Genomic DNA, 21,301 nt, shown 5'->3' with positions numbered 1-21,301 from the left:
CATCATAGGCTTCCAGTATGTCCATGCATCCTCATCAGCCGGGTTCCGGCCAGGCCGGTGGGCCGGCCGGCCCACCGGATCCCTTCCCCACGCAGGCCAACCCCAGCTGGATGGGCCGGATTGAACCGGAGTACTATCGCCCCGCGCCCGGAACCAACGCAGCTCAGCTGCCGCGTCTGGGACCTTCTCCTGCAACCCTGGCAGGCAGGCGGCCCGTAGGCCTCCTGGCACTCACGGTAGGCGGCGCCGCCCTTGTCTTCCTGAGCCTGTTCCTGGTGGTGCCGTTCCTGCTGGCCAACACCGGCGTGGGCGGGTTCCTGGTGGGCTTTGTGTTGTCACTGATCCCGCTGTCCGCGGTGCTCCTTGCTGTCTACCTGATCGACCGGTGGGAACCGGAACCCAAGCGGCTCCTGTTCTTCGCGTTCACTTGGGGCGCGGCGGTTTCCATCGCCGTCACGCTGCTCATCCAGCCGTTCTTTGCCCTGACTTTCCAGTTCAGCGACGTGGCTGACTTCCAGACGTTTATGGCTACCGTCCAGGCGCCCGTGGTGGAGGAGTTCGCAAAGTCCCTGGGCCTGCTGCTGATCCTGCTGCTGGCGCGCAAACACTTCGACGGGCCGGTGGACGGTGTGGTGTTCGCCTTCACCATCGCCGGCGGCTTCGCGTTCACCGAAAACATCCTCTACTTTGGACGGGCCATCGCCGAATCCGCCAACCCGGGAACGGATCTGGCCCAGATCTTCCTCCTCCGCGGGGTGATGTCCCCGTTCGCCCACGCCATCTTCACGGGAACCACCGGACTCATCATGGGTTTCGCTGCCCGCCGCTGGCACGCCGGGGCCTCGGTGCTGGCCTTTGTCATAGGACTGATCCCGGCGATGCTGCTGCATAACCGGTGGAACAGCATGGGCGCGGGGTTCCTGGCGGAGTACATCCTGGTCCAGGTGCCCATTTTTGTGCTGGCCGTTGTAGGGATCATCCTGCTCCGCGTCGCTGAAAACCGGCTCACCCGCCAACGGCTGATGGAATATTCCGCGGCTGGCTGGTTCAGCCCCGCCGAGGTTGAACTGTTGGCCACTCCGCGCGGCCGGCGGACCGCGCTGCAGTGGGCAGCCGGCTATAACCGCCGCCCGCAGATGAAGTCGTTCCTGCACTCTGCCACCCAGCTCGCCTTCATCAGGCAGCGCATCCTCAGCGGCCGCGACGTCCGGCTTCACCAGATGGAGGAACATCAGCAACTGCAGCGGATTCTGTCGCTGCGCGCCGCCGTCGCGGGCTGACGCAGACGGGACCGGCACCACCCGTATGGGTGGTGCCGGTCCCTTCCGTCACGAAGTGCTGTTCAGAGAAGTGCTGCTCAGGCGAGCAGCGAGGGCTTCAGCTGCTGCAACCGGCCCAGGAGGCCGTTAATGAACGACGGCGATTCATCCGTTGAGAGCGTCTTGGACAGTGCCACCGCCTCACTGACCGCGACACCGTCGGGAACGTCGTCGTTGTACAGCAGTTCCCACGTGCCGATCCGCAGGATGATCCGGTCCACCGAAGGCATACGTTCCAGGGTCCAGCCCTGGGAATAGGTCTCGAGGAACTCGTCGATGGCCGTCTGCTGTGAGACGACGCCCTCCACGATTTCCAAGGTGTACGGGTTCACGATCTGGTCGGTCAGTTCGCGCCGGGACCTGAGTACGTCAAAAGCGGAAACCGAACGCTGCTCAGCTTCGAAGAGGACATCCAGTGCCCTGTTACGGGCCTTACCGCGTGCGCTCACTACTCGCTGACCCGGCCGAGGTAGCTGCCGTCGCGAGTATCGACCTTGACCTTGGTGTTGTTCTCGACGAACAACGGAACCTGGATCTCGTAGCCGGTTTCCAGGGTTGCGGGCTTGGTGCCGGCCGAGGAGCGGTCGCCCTGCAGGCCCGGCTCAGTGTAGGTAATCTCCAGGACAACGCTGGGCGGAAGTTCGATGTACAGTGGGTTGCCTTCGTGGATGGCGATGTTCACCATCTGGTTCTCCAGCATGAAGTTGGTGGCGTCACCAACAGTGGCGCCGGAGACGGTGAGCTGGTCGAAGTCCGAGGTGTCCATAAACACGAAGTCGGCACCGTCCTGGTACAGGTACTGGTAGTCGCGGCGGTCAACCGTGGCGGTCTCGATCTTAAGGCCGGCGTTGAACGTCTTGTCTACAACTTTGCCAGACATCACGTTCCGCATCTTGGTCCGCACAAACGCGCCACCTTTGCCGGGCTTGACGTGCTGGAATTCAATGATGTTCCAGAGCTGGCCCTCGAGCTTAAGGACCGTTCCGTTCTTGATGTCGTTAGTGGTTGCCACTGGTATCCTCTGGTTTCTATCTGTCTGGTCAGTTGTCAGACGTTCTATGCCGGCCAGGCATGCCGAACGGCCCGCCAGCGCGTGTTTATCAAAAATCCAAGAACTATTCTACCGGTAAAACCAGGGCGGCTTGTGTCCGGGCCTCCCGGCCACCCACCCCAGAACCTGACAGGCGTGTCAGCAGGCGAGATCCAGGACGTCGCGGGCCCGCTGAAGCGCCATGGTGGACGAGTAGATCAGCGCGGCATCGGCCGATTGCGCAACACGAAGGTCCAGGGCACGGGCAAAGGCTTCCACCGCGGCGGACGTGTGTCCGGCGGCGTACTGGGTCTTGCCCAGGTATTGCAGGACCAAGGCTTCACGGTCAGTGCCCTGGAACTCCGAGAGCAACTGCCGGAACAGTTCAAGGGCGCGGTCCGTGCGGTGTGAGACACGCAGCACCTCGGCCTCAAACGTGCGGAGGCGGAAGGACTCAGGGTCCTTGAAGCGGGCCTCCGCGAGCAGTTCGGCCGCCTCCGCAGCATGCCCCTCCACGATCAGGACGAAGATCTGGTCCGACGGGTCCGTGGACGCCGCCAGGGCCGCGCGGCAGGCATCCTCGTTGACGATCTCCGGCAGCAGGGAGACCGGGTTGATGCGAATTCCGGGGAAGCCAGCCTCGGGCCAGTCACTGGTGCCCGCCGCGTCGCCCTGCATCAGGAGGCGATTTCCTGGTAGGCGGCGAAGAGCAGCGACGTGTCCGGGACATCCAGGATGCCCGGCTTTGCGATGCCGTCCAGAACCACAAAGCGCAGGAGGTCCCCGCGTGATTTCTTGTCGCGCCGCATGCCGTCCAGCAGCCCCTGCCAGCGGTCCCGCCGGTACGTGACCGGAAGTCCCAGTGTTTCCAGGATGCTGCGGTGGCGGTCGGCGTCGGCGTCGCTGAGCCGTCCTACGCTGCGGGCAAGTTCAGCGGCGAACATCATGCCCACGGATACTGCCGCGCCGTGCCGCCAGGAGTACCGCTCCACCAGTTCAATGGCGTGGGCCAAGGTGTGGCCGTAGTTCAGGATTTCGCGCAGCCCGGATTCCTTGAGGTCTTCCGAGACCACTTTTGCTTTGACCGCGATGGCGCGTTCAATGAGTTCGCGCAGGGCGTCCGATCCGGGGTCGGTGGCCGCAGCCGGGTCCTTTTCCACCAGGTCAAGGATGGCCGGATCTGCGATGAAGCCGCACTTGATGACTTCAGCCATGCCGGAAATGATTTCGTTCCTGGGCAACGTGTTCAGGGTGTCCAGGTCCACCAGCACTCCGGCCGGCGGGTGGAAGGAGCCCACCAGGTTCTTGCCCTCAGCCGTATTGATGCCGGTCTTTCCGCCCACGGAAGCATCCACCATGCCCAGCAGGCTGGTGGGCATGTGGATGACCTTCACGCCGCGGAGCCAGGTAGCCGCCACAAAACCGGCCAGGTCGGTGACGGCCCCGCCGCCCACTGCCACGATGGCGTCGGAGCGCGTGAAGTCGTTCTGGCCCAGGACCTGCCAACAGAACGCGGCGACCTGGATGTGTTTGCCTTCTTCGGCGTCCGGGATTTCCGCTGTCAGCGAGGTGAAACCCGCGGCAGCGAGCTCATCGCGGACGGTGTCACCGGTGAGCCGCAGCGCACGGGGATGGATGACCAGCACACGCCGGACCCGCTCCCCCAGCAACGAGGGAAGGTTCCCCAGCAGACCGCGGCCAACTACGACGTCGTAGTTCTGCCCTGCGGATTCGCCGGTGACCTTGATGACTGTTGAATCGACGCTCAATTTTCAACTTCCTGTTTGGCGGCCGCGTAGTCACGCAGCGCAACTTCGAGCCGGTGTCCCAGCTCGCTGACCGAGCCATGGCGGACATCCACCACTAGGTCGGCCAGCCGTTCGTAAACGGGTTTCCTGGTCATAAAAAGTGCGGTCCACCGGGCCATGGCATCGCCGGCGAGCAGCGGCCGGCCCGAGTTCCGGGCGATGCGAACGGCCACGGTTTCCTCATCACATTCGAGGTAGACCACCGTGCAGCGGCCCAGGAGCTGTTGCGTTCCGGAATCCAGCACGGCACCGCCACCCAAGGAAATCACGCAGGCCGAGCCTTCTGCATGCTCCACCGCACTGGCTACGGTCCGGGCCTCGATCTCCCGGAACGCGTGCTCGCCGCGGCCGGCAAAGATGGAAGCGATACTGCCGTGCGCGTCCACGATCAGATTGTCCGTGTCGACGAACGGCACGTCCAGCAGCTTGGCGAGCTCGTGGCCGATGGCGGACTTTCCCACCGCCATGGGTCCGATGAGGACAATGGGCCGGTTGCCAAGCACACCGGCCTTACGGCTCCCGGGCACTAGTGGCCGATCGAGTCCAGGGATGCCGGAATGCTGTCCAGGTAACCCTTGATGTTGCGGGCGGTCTCCGCCACGGAGTCACCGCCGAACTTTTCGGTGACGGCTTCGGCCAGAACCAGCGCGACCATAGCCTCGGCCACCACGCCGGCAGCCGGCACTGCACAGACGTCCGAGCGCTGGTGGTGTGCCTTCGCAGGCTCCCCTGTGCTGACGTCAACCGTGCGCAGGGCGCGGGGCACAGTGGCGATGGGCTTCATGGCCGCACGCACGCGCAGGACGTCGCCAATGCTCATGCCGCCCTCGATGCCGCCGGCCCGGTTGCTGGTCCGGATAATTTTGCCGTCCGCGTCCTTGACGATTTCGTCGTGGGCAGCCGAACCGCGGCGTGCGGCGGTCCGGAACCCGTCGCCGACTTCGACGCCCTTGATGGCCTGGATGCCCATCAGGGCGGCGGCGAGCCGGGAGTCGAGCCTGCGGTCCCAGTGGACGTAGCTTCCCAGTCCGGGCGGCAGCCCGTACGCGAGGACCTCCACCACACCGCCGAGGGTTTCGCCTTCTTTGTGTGCGGCGTCAACCTCGGCCACCATGGCATCGGACGTCTCGCGGTCAAAGCAGCGCAACGGATCGGCGTCGAGCGCCATCACGTTGGCCGGAACGGGCAGCGGACGGCCCTCGGGCACCGTCACGCTGGCAATGGACACTGTATGGCTGACCAATTCGATGCCGAGCGCCTTGAGGAACTGTGACGCGACGGTGCCCATGGCAACCCGGGTGGCAGTCTCCCGGGCGCTGGCACGTTCCAGGACGGGTCGGGCTTCGGAGAATCCGTACTTCTGCATCCCGGTGAAATCTGCGTGTCCCGGTCGGGGCCGGGTCAGGGGCGCGTTGCGGGCCTGGTCGGCCAGGATTTCCGGATCCACCGGATCGGCAGCCATGATCTGCTCCCACTTGGGCCATTCGGTGTTGGCGACCTGGACGGCCACCGGACCGCCCTGGGTCAGGCCATGGCGGACGCCACCGAGAATGGTGACGACGTCCTGCTCGAACTTCATACGCGCGCCCCGGCCATAGCCAAGGCGGCGGCGAGCCAATGAATCGGCGATCTGCCCGCTGGTGAGTTCAACACCGGCGGGGACGCCTTCAATAATTCCCATCAGGGCCGGACCATGGGATTCACCGGCAGTCAACCAACGCAACATAATTTCCATCCTCCCACGTATGGCGGTCAGAACGCCCGTCGGGGAAGGCCGACTGCGTCACACATCACATCTATGACAGCTGCATTAACGTCATCACCGCGGCCGGTGAACAGGCGTACCTGTTCCACTGCCTGGTACAACAACATCTCGAGTCCGGGCACCACGGCGCCGCCGCCGGACTGCCACACCGACGCGATCCGGCTCGGCCAGGGATCGTAGGCCACATCCAGGAGGACACCGGGCGTTCCGGTTCCCAACGCAGCGATCTCCGCCGCCAGGCCGTCCGCTGCGCGCGGCGGTAGCGTGGAAATCACGACGTCGGCACTTGCCGTGGGAACGGCGGCTTCGGTCAGCGGCCGGACGACGATGGAAAGGCCAACGCCGGCCGCGGCGGCGCGCGCTTCGTCGGCCCGGGATGGATTCCGGACGAACACCTGTGCGTGCTGCGTGCCCAGATCCTTCAGCGCGGCCACAGCGGCAGCAGCTGTTCCGCCTCCGCCCAGGACGACGGCGGCGGGGCTGGCCGCCACTCCGGCGTTACGGACAGCGTTGACGATGCCGGCGACGTCGGTGTTGTAGCCGATGCGCCTGACGGAGCCGACGTCTTCCTCGAAGACGACTGTGTTGACCACGCCCAGTGTCCGTGCCACGCCGCGGACTTCGTCCACTTCGGCAAACATGCCAGATTTCAGGGGCATGGTGACTGAGAGTCCACGCCAGCCCTGCTGCGTCCTGACCTGTTCCATAAAGGCGGGCAGTGCCTGCTCGGTCAGGTCAAGGGCCGTGTAGCCAATATCCAGCCCGAGTTTGCCGTAGGCCGCCAAGTGCAGGGCCGGGGACTTGGAGTGGCTGATCGGATGGCCCAGGACGGCGGCCCGGAGACTCATGAGCAGCGGCCCTCGTTGGCCTGGCACCAGGCGTTGTACTGGTTGACGTAGATGTTGTGCTCGTCGAGCGTCTTGGAGAACTTTGTCTCCTTCGTGTCCAGGTTGATGGTTACCCAGTACAGGTAGTCGTTCGTTTTCGGCTTCGCCGCCGCATCGATGGCGGTCTTGCCCGGAGAGCCGATGGGGCCCGGCGGCAGGCCTGGGTTGGCGTAGGTGTTGTAAAGGTTGGACTTGTCCTGGCGCTCTTCATCGGTGAAGTTGAAGCTCTTGGTGCCCAGTCCGTACGTCACAGCCGAATCCACCTGCAGGTATCCGTAGGTCTGGTCATTCGGCTTGAGGCGGTTGTAGATGGCTCCGGCAACGTCGCCGTACTCAGCCTGTCCGCCTTCGGCCTGCACAATGCTCGCCACGATCACAGCTTCATACTGCTTCGCCGGATCGGTGATGCCCTGTGCCACAAGTTCGTCAGTGGTTCCCTTGACCAGCGACTGGAGGATGTCCTTGGCCGGTGTACCGAGCGGGAAGCGGTACTCCCCCGGAGCCAGGAAGCCCTCCAGGTTTTTGGCGTTTGCCGGAAGGCCAGACTGAGCGGGAGCGTTGCTGATTTCCTTCAGTTGCTGCAGCGACACACCGGAGCCCTCGGAGATGGCCTGCAGCGACTCGCCGATCCTGAGACCGGCGCTCAAGGCGAAGTAGATGACCTTGCTCTTATCGGTGCCGAGCAGGACGCTGACGGCGTCGGAGTTCTTCATCTCCATCTTGAACGTGTAATCCCCCGGCGACAGCGTTCCGCCGGAAGAAGAAAATGCATGCAGGAAAGTGTCAGCGTTGGCCACGACTTTCCCGCTTTCCAGTTTGGTGGCCACGGAGCGCGTACCTTCACCGGGCTGGACCGAAACCATGACTTCACCCGTGCCGGGACCGGCGTAGTCGGCCGGTTTGTCGTTTCCAAGCAGGGGCTTGAGGAACTGCGCACCCACCGCAATGGCAGCCACGAAGACCACAAGAGTCAGGAAAAGGGCCAGGAGGCGGCGCCGGCGCCGCACCTTTTTTGAGGGTTTCGCCACTACGGAAACCCCGGCCGCCCCGGCGAACAGGCCAGGGTCCGGGTCCGGGTCCGGGTGCTCATCATCGGGATGGTGGTCATGGTGCCCTGCATCGTGGTGTGCTTCGTCCGGATAGTGGTTCCCGGCTTCATGGACCGCTTCGCCCGGATAGTGGTTCCCGGCTTCATGGACCGCTTCGCCCGGATAGTGGTTCCCGGCTCCATGGACCGCTTCGCCCGGATAGTGGTTCCCGGCTTCATGGACCGCTTCGCCCGGATAGTGGTTCCCGGCGTCGTGCGCTTCATAAAAGTGCTCGTCAGCGGGGTGGTATTCGTGCACCTGGGTCTCATCCGGATGGTGGTCTGCGGCGGGACCGGCGTCCTGGATGGAAGGCAGGGTATCCGGGGCTGTGGGAATGACCGGCTGCGGCTCAGGATCCGGTTCGGGCGCCTGATCCGGTTCAGGCGCAAGCGCCGGAGCGGGTGCAACTTCGGGAACAGGAGCCGTGGCAGGTGCATCCTGCCCCGTTTCGTAGGCCTGCTCGGGAACCACATCGCTGCTTCCCGTGTGCTTCTCCAGGGCGCGGAGCTCTTTTCGGGTCAGCGGCCTGGCGCCATCGTTGCTCGTGGCGCCTGAGGCGTCGTCGTTATTGGACGGGCTCACTGTAGCCTTCCGTGTTCTGAGATCGAGTCATGCCTTCCGGGGCCGCATGGTCGGGCTGAACTGCCGAACCTGCTCCGGATGGCCGCGTACGGGGCGGCGCAGTCACGCGGCTGCCAACGTCCGTTCCCCTGGCTTTTTGCATGTCGATGGCGTGCTGGAGGATGCCTGCCGCCGCGACCTGATCCACCACTTTACGGTGGTTCCGGCTGCTCATGCCAGCTTCGCGCAGGTTACGGTGCGCCGTAACACTGCTCAGGCGCTCGTCCACCATATTGACCGGAACATCCATTCCCCGGGCAGCGAACTCCGCAACCAGCAGTTCGGCGTAGTCGGTGGCCATCCTGGCAGAGGCGTGCTCCTCGCCCTTCATGGTGCGTGGCAGCCCCACGAAGACCTGGACGGCGCCGAGTTCCCCAGCGAGGGACGCGATGACGCGCACGTCGGAATTCTTCTTGACGTTGCGGTCCAGGGTCTTGTATGGAGTGGCCAGGATTTCGTCCCGGTCGCAGATGGCGACACCCACGCGAACGGTGCCGACGTCAACCCCCAGTTTGATGCCCTGGGGATAGACGGCGGCGCCAGCGGATTCTGTCACGGGTTCCCTAGCGCCGGGAGATGGCGTCCACCACAGCGGCCAGCGCCGGTGCGACCTTGGCGGCGTCCGTACCGCCGCCCTGGGCGACGTCGTCCTTGCCGCCGCCGCCGCCGCCGAGGATTCCGGCCGCGAGCCGGACCAGGGCGCCGGCCTTCACGCCGGCTTCCCGGGCTGCCTCGTTGGTGGCCACGAGGATCATAGGCCGGTCATTGCTGACGCCGGCCACTGCCACGGTGGATGCTCCCGAACCGAGGCGGTTGCGCAGGTCAAGGGCAAGGTTTCGGATGTCGTCGGCCCCGCCGATCTGGCCAGCGTCGTGCGCGATGACTTGGATGCCAGCTGCGTCCCGCGCGGTGCCCACGAGGTTTCCGGCCGCCGCGGCGATCTGTTCCTTGCGAAGGCGGTCGAGTTCCTTCTCCGTCGCCTTGAGCTTGTTCAGCGTGCTGGCGATTCTGTCGGCGAGCTGACCGGAAGGCACTTTGAGCATCTCGGTCAGTTCGGTCACGAGGGCGCGTTCGGCGGCCAGGTGGCGGAAGGCGTCCATGCCCACAAACGCTTCGACACGGCGGTTGCCGGAACCAACTGACTGCTCGCCGAGCAGCGACAAGCTGCCGATCAGGGACGTGTTTGCCACGTGCGTGCCGCCGCAGAGTTCCCGGGACCACGCGCCGTCGATCTCCACAACACGCACTTCGCTGCCATAGTTTTCTCCGAAGAGCGCCATGGCCCCCAGCGCCTTGGCCTCTGCCAGGCCCATGATCTTGGTGTCCACGCGGAAGTTGTTGCGGATGGCGAGGTTGGAAACTTCCTCGATTTCCGAACGCGTGGCGGTGCTGAGACCTTCGCCCCAGGCGAAGTCGAAGCGCAGGTAGCCGGCCTTGTTGTAGGAACCGCGCTGGGTGGCTTCGGGGCCGAGGATCTGGTGCAGGGCGGCGTGCACAATGTGCGTACCCGTGTGGGCCTGTTCGGCGGCGTGGCGCCGCTCCCGGTCCACGGCTGCGCGGACCAAAGAGTCGGAGCCGATCTCGCCTTCGCGGACGATTGCCTTGTGGACGCTCAGTCCCTTGATGGGGCGTTGGACGTCCAGGACTTCGACGACGAATCCGTCACCGGTGATGAGGCCGGTGTCAGCTGACTGGCCGCCTGCTTCAGCGTAGAACGGGGTCTCCGCCAGGACGAGTTCAATCTCGTCGCCGGTGGCGGCGTGCCCCACGTGCTGTCCGCGGCTGAGGATGCCCCGGACCCGGGACTCACCATCCAGTTCGGTGTATCCGGTGAAGACAGTCTCGCCCTGGGCCAGCAGTTCCTGGAAGGCGCTGAGATCGGCGTGGCCGCCCTTTTTGCCCTTGGCGTCCGCCTGGGCACGCTGGCGTTGTTCGAGCATCAGGCGGCGGAATTCCGGCTCATCGACCTTGAGTCCGGCTTCCTCGGCCATTTCCAGGGTGAGGTCGATCGGGAAGCCGTAGGTGTCGTGCAGGGCGAAGGCATCGGCGCCGGACAGCGGTGTGCCGGCGGCCTTGGACTCCGTCACGGCGTCTTCGAGGCGGGCGGTACCTGAAGCGATGGTGCGCAGGAAGGCCCGCTCTTCGGCATAGGCGATCCGGCTGATGCGGTCAAAGTCCGTCGCCACGATGGGGTACACGCCCTTCATGGCATCTCGTGAGGCGGGGAGCAGGTCCGGCAGGCAGGCCTTTTCGACGCCGAGCAGGCGCATGGAACGCACGGCGCGGCGGATCAGGCGGCGCAGGACGTAGCCGCGGCCCTCGTTGGACGGTGTCACGCCGTCGGCGATCAGCATGAGGGCCGAACGGATGTGGTCACCCACAACACGCATGCGGACGTCGTCCGTGTGGTGCGGATCCTCAGGCGTTTCGGCCGACGTGTACTCCCGGCCCGACAGCTCAGCAGCCTTGTCGATCACAGGCCGGACCTGATCGGTCTCGTACATGTTCTCGACGCCCTGCAGGATCATCGCGAGGCGCTCCATGCCAAGGCCGGTATCGATGTTCTTTTTGGGCAGCTCGCCGACGACGTCGAAGTCGTCCTTGGAGCGGACGTTGTCGATCTGGTACTGCATGAACACCAGGTTCCAGATTTCAACGTAACGGTTTTCGTCGGCGATGGGACCGCCCTCGACGCCGTAGGCAGGGCCCCGGTCGTAGTAGATCTCCGAGCAGGGGCCTGCGGGGCCCGGCTGGCCGGTGTGCCAGTAGTTGTCGGCCTTGCCCATACGCTGGATGCGCTCGGACGGAACGCCGGTGTTCGTCAGCCACAGCTCCTTGGCTTCGTCGTCCTCTTCGTAAACCGTCACCCACAGCAGTTCCGGCGGAAGGCCGTAGCCGCCGTCGTCCACGCTCTTGGTGAGCAGCTCCCAGGCGTACTTGATGGCGTCTTCCTTGAAGTAATCACCGAAGGAGAAGTTGCCGCACATCTGGAAGAAGGTGCCGTGGCGGGCGGTCCTGCCCACCTCTTCGATGTCACCCGTGCGGATGCACTTCTGAACGCTGGTGGCCCGGGCGAAAGGGGCCTCTTCGCGGGCAGTCAGGTAAGGGATGAACGGGACCATGCCGGCCACGGTGAACAGGAGGGAGGGGTCGCTGGAGACCAGCGAGGCGGAGGGAACCGCGGTGTGTCCTTTGCTGACAAAAAAGTCCACCCAGCGCTTTGTGATCTCCTGCGACTTCATGAGCTGATTACATACCCTTCTCGGTTCACGCGTTGTGCCACGCATGACTTATTGATTCAGACGGCAGTGCCGGCAAGCGGCGGCTGCTGGTTTAATTCTCGCGCGTTCAGCGGCGGGCTGGATCCCGCGATGGGACGGCCGGGGAGTCGACCCCGAGTGCGGCCCGAAGGTCCGTCTCGCGCTCACGCATTCCGGCACGCACGGCATCGGCGAAGTCGTACACGCCGTCCGTCAGCCGGCTCACCGCGCGGTTCAGGCCTTCCGCCCCCAGGTTGGCCTGGGCTTCGCTGACCTTGCGGAACGCGATGACTCCGATGGCCACGCCGATTCCCATCCAGACAAATCGTTTCATTTCAGTTCTCCGGTGGCTTAGCGGCTGCGGCGGCCGGGGGCGGGCTTCTTGCGGTTGGCGAGGGCGGAGCGCACGCCGTAACTGAAGGCTGCCACCTTGATCAGCGGGGAACCGACGGTCGCTGCAACGAGTGATGACAGCGCTGAGAGGTTTGCCGACGCATCTGAAATGTTGGAGGCGATGCCATCCACTTTCTTCAACTGCTGGTTGGTGGTGGACACGGTCGCTGTGACTTCGTCCATCAGGGGCGTGGCGCCGTCGCTGAGGGAGCGGATGGAGGTCCTAATTTCCTCCAGCACACTGCCGAGCTTCAGGATGGGCACGGCGAGCAGCAGCACCAGCAGCGCGAACACTCCGGCTGCGATCAGGCCGGCAATATCGCCACCAGACATAGACGTTCATCTCCTTGAAACTGACGTGGATCCGTTACCTGCGCGCACGCTGCCTTGATGCGTTCCGCAGATGTCCCCCAAGTACCTTACATACAAAGAAGCCCGTGGCGCTTGCCACGGGCTTCTTTGGATACGCTGCTGGGATTTAGCGTGCGTAGAATTCGACGACGAGCTGCTCTTCGCAGGTTACGGGAACCTCGGAGCGCTTCGGGCGACGGACCAGGCGGGCCTGCAGGGCGTCAAGCTTGACGTCCAGGTAGGCCGGAACCTGGGGCAGGACGTCGCGGTGTGCGCCGGCGGCTGCAACCTGGAGCGGAACCATGGTTTCGCTGCGGGTGTGGACGTGAACAAGCTGGCCTTCGCCGACGCGGAAGGACGGGCGGTCAACGCGGATGCCGTCAACCATGATGTGGCGGTGCACAACGAGCTGGCGGGCCTGGGCGATGGTGCGGGCGAAGCCGGCACGCAGCACGAGGGCGTCGAGACGCATTTCGAGCAGTTCGATCAGGTTTTCACCGGTCAGGCCCTTGGTGCGGCGGGCTTCTTCGAAGGCGCGGGTCATCTGGGCTTCGCGGATGCCGTACTGGGCGCGCAGACGCTGCTTTTCGCGCAGACGTACGGCGTAGTCGGAGTCCTGCTTCTTGCGGGCACGGCCATGCTCACCGGGGCCGTACGGGCGGCGCTCCATGTACTTGGCGGCCTTGGGGGTCAGAGCAATGCCGAGTGCACGCGAGAGGCGTGCTGTACGGCGAGCACGAGTGTTGTTAGCCACTTGTGTCCTTCCAATATCTGCGGTGTGTCAGTGTTACTGGCCTCCACGATGGAGAGCATCGGCCAACCGCTGCCTTTTGCTACTGGGCACAGGGCTACCCCAACGAACAGCAGAAAATACTGAAGGATGGAGAGATTGCGTCCGCGCCTTGCCAGACAACGAACAACCTTAGCAGGATTCGCGTGCATTCCCTCACTCCGCTCCGGCCGCCGCTTCCCCGCGTCACTCCGGTGGCATCACTGCCCGGGCCACTCCACTGCCGACGCCGGTCAGTTGCCGCGGATGATCTTCCGCAGCCGTTCGAGGCGCACGGCGATGTCCCGTTCCGCACCGTTGGCGGTGGGCTCGTAGTAATCCCGACCCACCAGGTCATCCGGCGGGTACTGCTGGCTGGCCACGGAATGGGGTGCATCGTGGGCGTACTTGTAACCGAGCCCGTGGCCCAGCTGCTTGGACCCCGGGTAGTGTGCGTCACGCAGGTGCGCCGGGATCCCGTTGCCCAGGCCGGCACGGACGTCCGCGACGGCCTTGTTGATTCCCATGTACGCGGCATTGGATTTCGGCGCCGTGGCCAGATGCACCACGGCCTCGGCCAGGACGATCCGCCCTTCGGGCATGCCGATCAGCTGTACCGCCTGGGCGGCCGCAACCGCCGTCTGCAGCGCTGTGGGGTCTGCCATTCCCACGTCTTCCGCTGCGGAAATCACGATGCGCCGGGCAATGAACCTCGGGTCCTCCCCTGCCTCCAGCATCCTGGCGAGGTAGTGCAATGCGGCGTCCACGTCGGACCCGCGGACTGATTTAATGAAGGCACTGGCGACGTCGTAGTGCTGGTCCCCGGCGCGGTCGTAGCGGACGGCGGCCACATCCAGGGCGCGTTCGGTGTGCTTGAGCTCCACGGTGACCCGCGCGTCGGCATCGGCGTCGTCTGCGTCGCCGAATGCCACGCCTGCCGCGGCTTCGAGGGCCGTCAGCGCACGGCGCGCGTCGCCGCCGGCGAGCCTCACGAGGTGCGCCAGGGCCTCGGCGTTGAGCTCCACTTTCCCGTTCAGGCCGCGATCGTCCGCGACGGCGCGCTGCAGGAGCCCTTCAATGTCCGCCTCCGTCAACGGTTTCAGTGTGAGCAGGAGGGAACGGGACAGCAGCGGCGAGACCACCGAAAAGGACGGGTTTTCGGTGGTTGCCGCCACGAGCACCACCCAGCGGTTCTCCACGCCGGGCAGCAGGGCATCCTGCTGTGCCTTGTTGAAGCGGTGAATCTCGTCAAGGAAAAGCACCGTGGTGGTCTTGTACAGATCCCGCGCTGTGAGGGCTTCGTCCATGACCCGCCGAACGTCTTTGACGCCTGCGGTGATGGCGGACAGCTCCACGAACTTCCGCCCCTTGCCCTTGGCGATCACGTGGGCGAGCGTGGTTTTTCCGGTCCCGGGCGGCCCCCAGAGGATCAGCGAGCTGGGGCCGGCGGGACCCAGGGCGTCGGTGCCGGCCGCCAGCTGACGCAACGGCGACCCCTGCCCCAGCAGGTGTTGCTGGCCCACCACATCATCCAGCGTGCGTGGCCGCATCCGGACGGCCAAGGGACTGCGGGGCGCGGCGGTACGGCCGGACGACGACGGTTCGTCACTGTCGTCGTCGTCATTGCCATGCCCTTGGGCGAAGAGATCATCCACATAGATAGGCTACTCATTAGTTCACTGCCCCACTTCCGCCCTCCATGCAAGGGATCCCGCCATGAGCGCACGCAGTACCCCCGGCGCCGGCCGGCCGGGGTCCGTCAGGACCGCGTTTGTGTCCGGCGAACGCCTGGCCGGCTGGGCGGAACGCTTCGGTGCCGCGCACGGCGGCTTCCGGATCAGCGATGACGACGACGGCGTGCGGCTGCTGGCGGCCGACGGCACCACGGCGCTGCTCCAGGCGCCCTGGCCGCCGGACGGACGGCCTGGACGGGGCGCCGATCCGCTGGAGCGCTTGGCTTCCGTCGCCGCCCAGCCACGGACGGCTGGCCTGGTGCTAGTGCGGCGCGGCGGCTATGCGGCGGCCGTAGCCCGGGAAGGCATCCTGCTCGCGTCCAAGGCAGGGTCCCCCTACGTGCAGTCCCGGACCGCGGCCGGTGGCCAGTCCCAGCAGCGGTTCGCACGGCGCCGGGCCAACCAGGCTGATGAGCTGGTGGAGAAGGTGGCGGCGCACGCAGCCGCGGTCTTCGGCGGCCAGCCGATCGAGTACCTGGCGCCCGGCGGGGACCGGACCCTTGCGGGGCTGGTCATGGACCACCCGGCCCTGAGGCTCTACGCCACAGTCCCGCGGCTGGACCTCCTGGATGTGCCTGATCCCACCGGCTCGGTGCTGCGGAAGGCCGCCGCGGATGTCTGCGCCGTCCGGATCCAGGTGGCGGATGCGCCGGCGGACTACCCGGCCAACAATCCGAATCTCCGGGCCCTTTAGCAGCCGGTCAGGTGCCGTTTGGGCCGTTCCTGCCGATAGAGGTAACGGCCTGATTCCAGGAATCCTGCCCTGGCGTAGAGCTGCTGGGCCCCGGAGTTCGCTGCGGTGACCAGCAGCCAGTAGCCGGCGAGGTTCCGGGCGGCGCCTTCTTGCAGGAGTGCCTGCATGATCCGCAGCGCATGGCCGCGCCGCCGGGCGTCCGGGCGGGTGGCCATGCAGTAAAGCCCGCCCCAATGGCCCTCCTCCGTCCCGTCAGGAACAGCCAGCCTTCCGACGGCGGCGGGGACGCCGTCGTCGGACCTCACCAGGGCATAAATCGACGGGCAGCCTGCCAGGATGCTGCGTGCGGTCTCGCGCTCGGCCGGGCCGCCGCGGCCATCGACGCTCCACCACAGTTCAAGCCACTCATCGCTGGGGGCCATGGAGATCTCGACGCCGGGTTGAGCCACCGCAGGTTGGGTCAGCGCAGGTTGGGTCAGCGCAGGTTGGTCCGCCGCCTGCGCCCCGTTGCTCCGGCACATCACCAGCGTTGCGGACTGCCTGGTGAAGCCTTCCCCGTCGAGGACGGTATTTAGTCCGGTGGAGCGGGGTTCATCGAAGACCTGGAAAATCAGCGGCAGGCGCCGGCCGCGGTACCAGAGCCGCGCCGCACGCAGAGCCTCGTGCTGCTGGTGGGTGTCGCACTCCAGCTCGCGAGGCCAGACCGAATTGGCGCGCTGGGTCACGCCGGAGGCCGCGCGAAGCACCCAGCCGTCGGATTCCTCGCGGTCCGGGGCCGGCCAGGCGGCGTCCATCAGCGCCTCAAGCCCGGGCAGGGCTGGTGCTGGAGCTGGAGCTGGAGCTGTCATGGCGTACCGCCCTTCCAATGCGAAAGGCCCCCCGGTTTCCCGGGGAGCCTCTCGACTGCGGTGCTTGGATTACTCAGACTTTTTGGGCTCTTCCGTTTTCGTTTGGGGCTTGAAGTCCACGCCGGCTTCCTTGCGCTGCTGCGCCGTGATCGGCGCGGGAGCCTGCGTCAGGGGGTCGTAACCGTTGCCCGTCTTCGGGAAGGCAATGACGTCGCGGATGGACTCAACGCCCGCCAGCAGTGCCACCACGCGGTCCCAGCCGAACGCGATGCCGCCGTGCGGAGGTGCCCCGAATTTGAAGCCTTCCAGCAGGAAGCCGAACTTGGTCTGGGCGTCTGCCTTGTCCAGCCCCATCAATTCGAAAACCCGTTCCTGGACGTCGCGCTCGTGGATACGGATGGAGCCGCCGCCGATTTCGTTGCCGTTGCAAACAATGTCGTACGCGTAGGACAGGGCCGATTCCGGGTCCTTGTCGAACGTGTCCATGAACTCGGGCTTGGGCGAGGTGAAGGCGTGGTGGACGGCCGTCCACTTTCCGGCGCCAACAGCCACATCGCCGGACGCCACCGCTGCGGCAGCCGGTTCGAACATGGGGGCGTCAACCACCCAGCAGAAGGCCCAGGCGCTGGGATCGATCAGGCCGGTGCGGTGGCCGATCTCCACGCGGGCAGCACCCAGGAGTGCGCGGGCGGCTGACTTCTCACCTGCGGCGAAGAAGATGCAGTCGCCCGGCTTGGCGCCCACAGCGTCGGCGAGGCCTGCACGCTCGGTTTCGTTCAGGTTCTTGGCAACCGGGCCGGCCAGCTCGCCGTCTTCCTTGAAGAGGACGTATGCCAGGCCCTTGTGGCCGCGCTGCTTGGCGAATTCCTGCCAGCCGTCCAGGGTGCGTCGCGGCTGGGAAGCACCGCCGGGCATCACTACGGCGCCGACATACGGAGCCTTGAAGACGCCGAAGCCGGTGTCCTTGAAGAATTCGGTGAGCTCAGTCAGCTCCACAGCGAAACGGAGATCGGGCTTGTCCGAGCCATAGCGCGCCATCGCGTCTGCGTAGGTGATGCGCTGGATGGGAGTCGGGATCTCGACGTCGATCAGCTTCCACAGCGCCTTGACGATGTTTTCGCCCAGGGCGATGATGTCGTCCTGATCCACGAAGCTGGCTTCGATGTCCAGCTGGGTGAATTCGGGTTGGCGGTCGGCGCGGAAGTCCTCGTCGCGGTAGCAGCGCGCGATCTGGTAGTACTTCTCGAAGCCGCCCACCTGCAGGAGCTGCTTGAAAAGCTGCGGGGACTGCGGCAGTGCGTACCAGGAACCCGGCGCCAGGCGGGCGGGGACTACGAAGTCGCGGGCGCCTTCCGGCGTCGAACGCGTCAGCGTGGGGGTCTCGATCTCGACAAAACCGTCCTGGTGGAGCAGTTCCCGGGCAATCCGGTTGGCTTCGGAGCGCAGCCGGAGGTTGCGGGCGGGGCCGGGGCGGCGCAGGTCAAGGTAGCGGTGCTTCAGGCGGGCTTCCTCACCGACCTCCACGTGCTCATCGATCTGGAACGGCAGCGGATCGGAGGTGTTGAGGATAACCACCTTGTCCGCCATGACCTCGATAGCACCGGTGGCGAGGGCCGGGTTTTCGTTGCCCTCGGGGCGCTTGGAGACAGTGCCGGTGATCTGCAGTACGTACTCGTTGCGCAGACCATGGAAGACCTCTTCCTCACGGACCACAACCTGGGCCACGCCGGACGCATCGCGCAGATCCACGAATGCAACACCACCGTGATCACGACGGCGGCCCACCCAGCCAGCCAGGGTTACGGTTTGTCCAATATGCTCGGAGCGAAGGGATCCGAGGTCATGTGTGCGCAGCACAGCACGCCTTTCTGAAGACGACAGCAGGAAAACAAAAGAAACTGCATAGGATCGTTCCGGGAACAATCCCGTCTGAGTTTACCCGCTGGAAAGGCCCGCCTCCCCCATGTCCGAACACCAGCAGCTTCAACGGAGGCTGGGCGTGTTTGACGCCACGTCGATCGGCCTCGGCTCCATGCTCGGGGCCGGCGTTTTTGTGGTCTTCGCCCCGGCTGCGGGACTGGCCGGACATTTCCTGGTCCTCTCCGTCCTGATCGCGGGTGCCGTGGCCTACTGCAACGCGGTGGCCTCCGCAGAGTTGGCCGCTCGGTATCCGGCCAGCGGCGGAACGTACGTTTACGGCCGGAAACGCTTGGGGCAATGGCCTGGTTTCCTGGCCGGCTGGGGATTTGTCAGCGGCAAAACGGCCTCCTGCGCCGCCATGGCCCTGACGTTCGGCCACTATGTCTCCCCCGGCTACGCAGTGCCGGTTGCCGTCGCCGCGGTGGTGGCGCTGACCGCTGTGAACCTGTTTGGGATTACCCGCACAGCGCTGCTGACCAGGATCCTGTTGTGCGTTGTCCTGGCCACACTGGTGTTTGTTGCCGTTGCCGCCATCGTGGGGCCGCATCCGGCTGGAGGGATGTCCCTTCCTGGTAGTCACGGGGGAATCGAAGGGGTGCTGCCGGCCGCCGGCCTGATGTTCTTCGCCTTCGCAGGCTACGCGCGCATCGCGACCCTCGGCGAGGAAGTCAAGGACCCGGCCAAGACCATTCCGCGTGCCATCCTGGCTGCCCTGGCCGGAGCCTTCGTCATCTACCTGGCGTTGGCGCTGCTGCTCCAAAACCACTTGACCGAAGGCCGGCTGGCCGCCACCACGGCTCCGTTGCTGGACGCTGTGCTCAATTCGCAGCTCGCCGCCGGTGCGCCGCTCGTCCAGGCCGGCGCGGCAGCGGCGTGCCTGGGTGCGTTGCTTGCGCTCATCACCGGAGTCGGCCGCACCACCCTGGCTATGGCGCGCGAACGGGACCTGCCGGCGCCCCTGGCCCGGGTGGGCGGCAAGCACACCGTGCCGTTCGTCGCAGAACTGGCGGTGGCCGCCGTCGTGATTTTCCTGATCCTGACCACTGATGTGATGACCGTGGTGGGCTTCTCCAGCTTCGGTGTGCTCATCTACTACGCGGTGACGAATGCCGCGGCGTACACCCTTGGAGTGCACCCGGCCCACGGCCCGAGGTGGCTCAATGTGGCCGGCTTCATCAGTTGCCTGCTGCTGGCATTCACACTGCCGCCCGCCTCGGTGTTGGGGATGGCCGCCGTGCTGACCGCCGGAGCGGCCGGCCGGTTCGTGGTGCTTCGTTTTCGCCGATAGCGCGGCGCGGCAGCCTTAAGTTACTCCGTCGTGGGGCACTTTGGGGCACCTGACCAGGGAAACAGAACTAGAGTGCGGCGAGTCCGTGTCGAAGTGCCCCGTTCAGGCTGCCGCTGGGCCCCACCGCCGTCAGCGTCAGGCCGGCTGGGCTGCCGCTGGCACGTGGACTGCAGTGACCTGGACCTGAAGGTCTTCCGACGGCGGCGTCCAGGTTGCGGGATCGGCGTCGGCCTGCTCGCCGGACCGGATGTCCTTGACCTGGTGCTTGCCGTCGTCGTCGGTGAACCAGACGAACGGGATGCCGCGGCGGTCCGCGAATTTGATCTGCTTGCCGAACTTCTCTGCCTTGGCAGCCACTTCGGTGGCGATGCCCCGGCCACGGAGCTGGGCAGCAACGTCCTGCGCGGCACCCCAGCTGTCGTCATTGGTGAGCGCCACCAGCACGGCGGTGGGGACCGAACGGGAGGCCTTGGCCAGGTCCTGGCTCAGGATGCGCGACACCAGCCGGGTCACACCGATGGAGAGGCCGACGCCGGGGAACTTGCGGTTGCCCTTGCTCGCCAAGGCGTCGTAGCGGCCGCCGGAGCAGATGGAACCGAGCTGTTCGTGGCCCACCAAGACCGTCTCCACCACAGTGCCTGTGTAGTAATCCAGGCCGCGGGCGATGCTGAGGTCGGCAACAACCTTGCCCGGCGCGCGCTGCACGGCGGCCTCGATGACCTGTTCCAGTTCGTTCAGGCCCTCCTCGAGGAGGTCATTCGTCACGCCGAGCGCGCGGACCTGGGCCACAAACGAGGTGTCCTCGGTGCGGATTCCTGCCAGCTTCAGCGCTGCCTCCGCCTGGTCATCGGAGGCACCCAGTTCGGTCTTGAGCAGCTCTGCGACCTTGGCTGCGCCGATCTTTTCCAGCTTGTCGATGCTGCGGAGCACGCCCGCGGTGTCGTCCAGGCCAATGCCGCGGTAGAAGCCCTCGGCAAGCTTGCGGTTGTTGATCCGCAGGCGGAAGTCCGGAATCGGCAGTGCGCTCAAAGCTTCGGCAATGACCAGGGCAATCTCCACGTCATAGCGGAACGGCAGCTCGCCGTCTCCCACAATATCGATGTCTGCCTGGGTGAATTCGCGGGCCCGGCCTTCCTGCGGGCGTTCCCCACGCCAGACTTTCTGGATCTGGTAGCGCCGGAACGGGAACGCGAGGTACCCGGCGTTCTCGACGACGTACCGCGCAAAAGGCACCGTGAGGTCGAAGTGGAGCGCGAGGGCATTGGGGTCAGCTTTGCCAGCCTTGCCCGCCTCGGAAGTGTCGGTGTCGTCGTCCTGAAGGCGGCTGAGGCCGTAGACCTCCTTATCGATCTCGCCCTTGCGCAGCAGCTGGCCCACGGTTTCCACGGCACGGGTCTCGATGGACGCGAAGCCGTGCAGCTCAAAAACCTTACGAAGGGTGTCCAGCACGTGCAGCTCCACCAGCCGCTCCTCGGGAAGCCACTCGGGGAATCCGGACAGGGAGGCGGTGCGTGCCATGGTGGATGT

Annotated in this window: 20 protein-coding genes; 3 read left to right on the top strand and 17 right to left on the bottom strand. The window is 65.6% G+C overall.

Going from position 1 to position 21,301, the window contains the following annotated elements; all coding sequences use genetic code 11:
* Nucleotides 1-17: 17 nt before the first annotated feature.
* Entirely contained in the window at nt 18-1,280 is a 1,263-nt protein-coding gene (locus ACQCSW_RS10380; RefSeq protein ID WP_426985636.1) for a PrsW family intramembrane metalloprotease, read from the top strand.
* A 77-nt stretch (nt 1,281-1,357) separates the two neighbouring features.
* On the opposite strand, the gene nusB is transcribed toward ACQCSW_RS10380, so the two are convergent.
* From nusB to ACQCSW_RS10310, 14 genes are all read right to left on the bottom strand, one after another.
* Complete coding sequence (nusB, locus tag ACQCSW_RS10375; protein WP_056340263.1) at nt 1,358-1,768, bottom strand: transcription antitermination factor NusB; 411 nt, start codon at nt 1,766-1,768, stop codon at nt 1,358-1,360.
* Nucleotides 1,768-2,331: an elongation factor P gene (gene efp / locus ACQCSW_RS10370; RefSeq protein WP_056340266.1), complete on the bottom strand. Its 564-nt coding sequence runs from the start codon at nt 2,329-2,331 to the stop codon at nt 1,768-1,770. Before efp ends, nusB begins: the two co-directional genes overlap by 1 nt.
* A 177-nt stretch (nt 2,332-2,508) precedes the next feature.
* Nucleotides 2,509-3,027, bottom strand: coding sequence for a tetratricopeptide repeat protein (locus ACQCSW_RS10365; RefSeq protein WP_426985634.1), 519 nt, complete (start codon nt 3,025-3,027; stop codon nt 2,509-2,511).
* The gene (gene aroB / locus ACQCSW_RS10360) at nt 3,027-4,118 is read right to left on the bottom strand and encodes a 3-dehydroquinate synthase (protein WP_426985632.1); all 1,092 of its coding nucleotides are present in this window, start codon (nt 4,116-4,118) and stop codon (nt 3,027-3,029) included. The genes ACQCSW_RS10365 and aroB overlap by 1 nt, the downstream gene beginning before the upstream one ends.
* On the bottom strand, nt 4,115-4,684 hold the full coding sequence (locus ACQCSW_RS10355) for a shikimate kinase (RefSeq protein ID WP_426985630.1): 570 nt from the start codon (nt 4,682-4,684) through the stop codon (nt 4,115-4,117). The genes aroB and ACQCSW_RS10355 overlap by 4 nt, the downstream gene beginning before the upstream one ends.
* Nucleotides 4,684-5,883, bottom strand: coding sequence for a chorismate synthase (gene aroC / locus ACQCSW_RS10350; RefSeq protein ID WP_426985628.1), 1,200 nt, complete (start codon nt 5,881-5,883; stop codon nt 4,684-4,686). The genes ACQCSW_RS10355 and aroC overlap by 1 nt, the downstream gene beginning before the upstream one ends.
* Nucleotides 5,884-5,909: 26 nt before the next feature.
* A complete protein-coding gene (locus ACQCSW_RS10345; RefSeq protein WP_426985626.1) occupies nt 5,910-6,770 on the bottom strand; it encodes a shikimate dehydrogenase in 861 nt (286 codons plus the stop codon).
* Nucleotides 6,767-8,479: an endolytic transglycosylase MltG gene (mltG, locus tag ACQCSW_RS10340; RefSeq protein ID WP_426985624.1), complete on the bottom strand. Its 1,713-nt coding sequence runs from the start codon at nt 8,477-8,479 to the stop codon at nt 6,767-6,769. The genes ACQCSW_RS10345 and mltG overlap by 4 nt, the downstream gene beginning before the upstream one ends.
* Nucleotides 8,463-9,074 carry a Holliday junction resolvase RuvX gene (gene ruvX / locus ACQCSW_RS10335; RefSeq protein WP_426985622.1) on the bottom strand — a complete coding sequence of 204 codons (612 nt, stop codon included), beginning with the start codon at nt 9,072-9,074 and terminating at the stop codon, nt 8,463-8,465. Before ruvX ends, mltG begins: the two co-directional genes overlap by 17 nt.
* Nucleotides 9,075-9,081: 7 nt before the next feature.
* The gene (gene alaS, locus ACQCSW_RS10330; protein WP_426985620.1) at nt 9,082-11,760 is read right to left on the bottom strand and encodes an alanine--tRNA ligase; all 2,679 of its coding nucleotides are present in this window, start codon (nt 11,758-11,760) and stop codon (nt 9,082-9,084) included.
* A gap of 106 nt (nt 11,761-11,866) precedes the next feature.
* Nucleotides 11,867-12,112, bottom strand: a complete 246-nt coding sequence (locus ACQCSW_RS10325) for a hypothetical protein (RefSeq protein ID WP_426985618.1) — start codon at nt 12,110-12,112, stop codon at nt 11,867-11,869.
* Between the two features lie 17 nt (nt 12,113-12,129).
* Nucleotides 12,130-12,504: a DUF948 domain-containing protein gene (locus tag ACQCSW_RS10320; protein ID WP_426985616.1), complete on the bottom strand. Its 375-nt coding sequence runs from the start codon at nt 12,502-12,504 to the stop codon at nt 12,130-12,132.
* A gap of 145 nt (nt 12,505-12,649) precedes the next feature.
* Entirely contained in the window at nt 12,650-13,276 is a 627-nt protein-coding gene (gene rpsD / locus ACQCSW_RS10315) for a 30S ribosomal protein S4 (RefSeq protein WP_056340296.1), read from the bottom strand.
* Nucleotides 13,277-13,545: 269 nt separating this feature from the next.
* On the bottom strand, nt 13,546-14,946 hold the full coding sequence (locus ACQCSW_RS10310) for a replication-associated recombination protein A (RefSeq protein WP_426985613.1): 1,401 nt from the start codon (nt 14,944-14,946) through the stop codon (nt 13,546-13,548).
* A 61-nt stretch (nt 14,947-15,007) separates the two neighbouring features.
* Between ACQCSW_RS10310 and ACQCSW_RS10305 the strand changes: the two genes are divergently transcribed.
* A complete protein-coding gene (locus tag ACQCSW_RS10305; protein WP_426985611.1) occupies nt 15,008-15,718 on the top strand; it encodes an acVLRF1 family peptidyl-tRNA hydrolase in 711 nt (236 codons plus the stop codon).
* Here the strand turns inward: ACQCSW_RS10305 and ACQCSW_RS10300 are convergent.
* Together ACQCSW_RS10300 and aspS are read right to left on the bottom strand one after the other, a co-directional pair.
* A complete protein-coding gene (locus ACQCSW_RS10300) occupies nt 15,715-16,566 on the bottom strand; it encodes a GNAT family N-acetyltransferase (protein WP_426985609.1) in 852 nt (283 codons plus the stop codon). The genes ACQCSW_RS10305 and ACQCSW_RS10300 overlap by 4 nt on opposite strands.
* 69 nt (nt 16,567-16,635) lie before the next feature.
* Nucleotides 16,636-18,423 (bottom strand): aspartate--tRNA ligase, encoded by a 1,788-nt coding sequence (aspS, locus tag ACQCSW_RS10295; protein ID WP_426985607.1) that lies wholly within the window; start codon nt 18,421-18,423, stop codon nt 16,636-16,638.
* A 106-nt stretch (nt 18,424-18,529) separates the two neighbouring features.
* Here aspS and ACQCSW_RS10290 point away from each other — a divergent pair, with 106 nt between their 5' ends.
* Complete coding sequence (locus ACQCSW_RS10290; protein ID WP_426985605.1) at nt 18,530-19,774, top strand: APC family permease; 1,245 nt, start codon at nt 18,530-18,532, stop codon at nt 19,772-19,774.
* 135 nt (nt 19,775-19,909) lie between these two features.
* On the opposite strand, the gene hisS is transcribed toward ACQCSW_RS10290, so the two are convergent.
* Nucleotides 19,910-21,292 carry a histidine--tRNA ligase gene (gene hisS, locus ACQCSW_RS10285; protein ID WP_426985603.1) on the bottom strand — a complete coding sequence of 461 codons (1,383 nt, stop codon included), beginning with the start codon at nt 21,290-21,292 and terminating at the stop codon, nt 19,910-19,912.
* Nucleotides 21,293-21,301: the final 9 nt, after the last annotated feature.

The sequence above is a fragment of the Pseudarthrobacter sp. Y6 genome, from assembly GCF_050156205.1.
GTDB lineage: Bacteria > Actinomycetota > Actinomycetes > Actinomycetales > Micrococcaceae > Arthrobacter.
This window is presented reverse-complemented; position numbering and strand designations above follow the sequence as displayed.

Excerpts from the sequence above, each read along its gene's own strand:
- ACQCSW_RS10380 (WP_426985636.1), top strand. The coding sequence starts at position 18 with ATGTCCATGCATCCTCATCAGCCGGGTTCCGGCCAGGCCGGTGGGCCG.
- ACQCSW_RS10365 (WP_426985634.1), bottom strand. The coding sequence starts at position 3,027 with ATGCAGGGCGACGCGGCGGGCACCAGTGACTGGCCCGAGGCTGGCTTC.
- aroC (WP_426985628.1), bottom strand. The coding sequence starts at position 5,883 with ATGTTGCGTTGGTTGACTGCCGGTGAATCCCATGGTCCGGCCCTGATG.
- ACQCSW_RS10345 (WP_426985626.1), bottom strand. The coding sequence starts at position 6,770 with ATGAGTCTCCGGGCCGCCGTCCTGGGCCATCCGATCAGCCACTCCAAG.
- alaS (WP_426985620.1), bottom strand. The coding sequence starts at position 11,760 with ATGAAGTCGCAGGAGATCACAAAGCGCTGGGTGGACTTTTTTGTCAGC.
- ACQCSW_RS10325 (WP_426985618.1), bottom strand. The coding sequence starts at position 12,112 with ATGAAACGATTTGTCTGGATGGGAATCGGCGTGGCCATCGGAGTCATC.
- ACQCSW_RS10320 (WP_426985616.1), bottom strand. The coding sequence starts at position 12,504 with ATGTCTGGTGGCGATATTGCCGGCCTGATCGCAGCCGGAGTGTTCGCG.
- ACQCSW_RS10305 (WP_426985611.1), top strand. The coding sequence starts at position 15,008 with ATGAGCGCACGCAGTACCCCCGGCGCCGGCCGGCCGGGGTCCGTCAGG.
- ACQCSW_RS10300 (WP_426985609.1), bottom strand. The coding sequence starts at position 16,566 with ATGACAGCTCCAGCTCCAGCTCCAGCACCAGCCCTGCCCGGGCTTGAG.
- ACQCSW_RS10290 (WP_426985605.1), top strand. The coding sequence starts at position 18,530 with ATGTCCGAACACCAGCAGCTTCAACGGAGGCTGGGCGTGTTTGACGCC.
- hisS (WP_426985603.1), bottom strand. The coding sequence starts at position 21,292 with ATGGCACGCACCGCCTCCCTGTCCGGATTCCCCGAGTGGCTTCCCGAG.